This is a genomic window from Streptomyces sp. (assembly GCF_031181555.1).
GTDB lineage: Bacteria > Actinomycetota > Actinomycetes > Streptomycetales > Streptomycetaceae > Streptomyces > Streptomyces fimbriatus.
The window spans coordinates 1-2,885 of sequence record NZ_JAPSKQ010000314.1 but is presented as its reverse complement, the minus strand read 5'-3'; the positions used below and the strand labels follow the sequence as shown (position 1 = coordinate 2,885).

Here is a 2,885-nt window from a genome sequence, read left to right as displayed (position 1 = left end):
GTCGCCGGAGTTCCGGCGGCGGCGCTGGTGCCCGGTCTCCCGCGTGTGCCTGCGCCGCCGCTCCTCGGCCGGTCCCGAGCCCGCTGCGCGTGCCGGACCCCGCGCCGCACTCCGTTTCGTCGCCGGACACTCACCGGGCCTCGTGCTCCGGTTCCGCGGCCCGGTCCTGCGCGACGGCGAACGGGACGTAGCGGAACACGCGCCGGGTCACCACGTGGCCTTCCGCACCCTGGGGGCCGAGCCCTTCCGCGAGGCGTCGTGATGTTCGTGCGGGGAGCACCGCACAGGTGGATCACGCAGCGGAACCGCTCGGCCTTCGCAGCCCCGGCCGGCACGTCGGCCGCTCCCGGCGGGACACCCGCCGCCGCGTCGACAAGTGCCCGACGCCGCCCCAGCTCGCCCTCCGTTCGTGGTGCGCGGGTCCCCGGCAGGCGCCTTCCGGTCGTGACGGCGGGAGTCGGGCCCCACCTCTCCTCCTCCCCTTGGCCGTTGGCCGGTGCCCGGTTCGCGGGGCGGCGGCGCGGCGGTGCGACGCGCCTGCTCACGGCATGGCCGCGAGGTGTGCGGAGAATGTGCGCAGGAGTGGCACACAGGCTGCACACAGTGGCGCGTGGGGATCGTTAGCGTTGCTGTCCCCGCTCCGGTCCCTCGCCCCGGCGGGCGTCGGTACGTCAACCCAGGAAGACAGCGGATGGACTACTGCTCCACGTGTCGCCGGCACCTGAACGGCGCCCTGGTGTGCCCCGGCTGCGGTGCCTGCGCCCCGGACATCGCGCCCGGCGTGATCGGCGGCCACGCCGTTCCGGGAGCGGCGACGTCGACGGTCGCCGTGGCGCCTTCCGGCCGTACGGACGCCGGTCCTCCCGGTGAGGGTGCGACGGTGGGGCCCGCCCCTGCCGAGGAGGTGCCGTCGGATGACGTGCCGCCGGCGATGTCCGCGCCCACCGGGCGGGCGGCGCGGCGGCGGCAGCTGGCCCGGTGGAGGAAGACCCAGCGGCGTGCCCTGGTCGCGACGGCCGTGGCCCTCGTCGGCGGCGGGCTGACCCTCGCCTCGACGGACCGGGGGACCGGCGACCGCGCCCAGGCCTCCACCGCACCCGACGTCGCGGGCATGGGCGGCGCGAAGGGGCCCGCGGACCAGGACCGCGACTCCGGGCCCACGACCCCGCCCGGCAGTCACCCGTCCGCCCCGGGGCGTTCCGCTCAGTCGCCCCCGGCCGGTGACGGGGACCGGCGTCCGGACGGTGCCGCGCCGGCGTCCACCACGCCGTCCGGCGCCCGCACGGACGGCGCGGCGACCACGCGCACGCCGGTGCCGGCGCGGCCCCGGACCACCGCGCCGACCCCCGCCCCGGACACGGCCACCGGCCCGGCTCCGGGCACCGGCTCCGGTGATTCCGGTGCGGCGGTCCCACCGGCGGCACCGCCCCAGGCCACCGACGACACCGGCGGGAGCGACGGAAGCGGCGGCGCGGACCGCGGCGGCGCGCAGCCCGCGCCCGCCACGCCCTCCGCCCCCTCGACGACCTCGCCGGACTCGTCCCGGCTCTGCCTGCTGGTCATCTGCCTCGGCTGAGGCCTGACGCCGGGGCGTTCCCGCACGTCCCCGGCCGCCCTGCGGGACAATCACGGGCATGAGCATCGTCAAGATCAACGTACTCACCGTCCCCGAAGAGCAGCGCGAGACGCTGGAGCAGCGGTTCGCCGCGCGGGCGGGGGCGGTGGAGGGCTCGGACGGGTTCGAGTGGTTCGAACTGCTGCGGCCCGTCGAGGGCACCGACACCTACCTCGTCTACACCCGCTGGCGGACCGAGGAGGACTTCCAGCGCTGGATGGCCGGCCGCGGCCAGGCCGCGCACGGCGGTGGCGGCGCGCAGGGCGACCGCCCCGGGCCGGCGGCCACGGACGCGACGCTGTGGTCCTTCGAGGTGGTCCAGCAGACCGGACCCAGGCAGGACTGACGCCACCGCGGAACTGACGCCGCCGGTGGCCGGTGCGCCCGGGTCAGACGAGGGCGGTGAGCGTGCGGCGGGTGGCCTCGGCGATCAGCGGTTCGCTGGGGGCGGCCTCGCGGTCGGGGCGGTCGGTCAGGACGGCCAGCACCAGCGGCGCGGTGCGCGGCGGCCAGAGCACGGCGACGTCGTTGGCCCGGCCCCAGTCGGCGGTGCCGGTCTTGTCGCCCACCGTCCAGCCCCGGGGCACTCCGGCCCGGATGCGCCGGTCGCCGGTGGTGTTGCGGACCATCCAGTCCTTCAGCAGGGCGCGTTTCGCGGCGGGCAGGGCGTCGCCGAGCACGAGGGCACGGTGGTCGGCGGCGATCGCCCGGGGCGTCGTGGTGTCGCGCGGGTCTCCGGGCGGGTTGCGGTTCAGTTCGGGCTCGTAGTGGTCCAGACGGCTCACCCGGTCACCGAGTCCGCGCAGGTACGCGGTGAGTCCGCGCGGGCCGCCGATGTCGCGCAGCAGCAGGTTGGCGGCCGTGTTGTCGCTGTACCGGACGGCGGCGTCGCACAGCTGCCGGACGGTCATGCCGGTCGCGACGTGCTGCTCGGCGACCGGTGAGTGGGCGGCGAGGTCGGCCCGGGTGTAGGTGACGCGCTCGTCCAGACGGGTGAGCGGGTCGCGGTGGAGGACCGCGGCGGCGGCGAGCGTCTTGAAGGTGGAGCAGAACGCGAAGCGTTCGTCGGCGCGGTGGACCACCGTCGCGCCGGTGTCCGTGGCGACGGCGTACACCCCGAGGCGGGCGCCGTACTCGCGTTCGAGGTCGGCGAGGCTCCGGGGGTCCACCGGGGCGGGGGCGCGGCGGCTCGGCGACGCCGAGGGGGCCGGGGTCGCCGAGCCCCGGTCGCGCTCGCGCGCGGGGGCGGCGGTGGCGCATCCCGCCACGG

The 2,885-nt window shown here is 77.3% G+C and carries 4 protein-coding genes; 3 read left to right on the top strand and 1 reads right to left on the bottom strand.

Annotated features, from left to right (window positions below):
- The 3 genes from RIM90_RS31315 to RIM90_RS31305 form a co-directional block, all read left to right on the top strand.
- Positions 1-262, top strand: a 262-nt coding sequence (locus RIM90_RS31315) for a hypothetical protein (protein ID WP_309064116.1), incomplete at its 5' end; no start/stop codon positions are given.
- A 429-nt stretch (positions 263-691) separates the two neighbouring features.
- The gene (locus RIM90_RS31310; protein ID WP_309064115.1) at positions 692-1,576 is read left to right on the top strand and encodes a hypothetical protein; all 885 of its coding nucleotides are present in this window, start codon (positions 692-694) and stop codon (positions 1,574-1,576) included.
- A 58-nt stretch (positions 1,577-1,634) separates the two neighbouring features.
- On the top strand, positions 1,635-1,961 hold the full coding sequence (locus tag RIM90_RS31305; protein ID WP_309064114.1) for an antibiotic biosynthesis monooxygenase: 327 nt from the start codon (positions 1,635-1,637) through the stop codon (positions 1,959-1,961).
- A 43-nt stretch (positions 1,962-2,004) separates the two neighbouring features.
- On the opposite strand, the gene bla is transcribed toward RIM90_RS31305, so the two are convergent.
- Positions 2,005-2,883, bottom strand: a complete 879-nt coding sequence (gene bla, locus RIM90_RS31300; RefSeq protein ID WP_309064113.1) for a class A beta-lactamase — start codon at positions 2,881-2,883, stop codon at positions 2,005-2,007.
- Between the last annotated feature and the right edge of the window lie 2 nt (positions 2,884-2,885).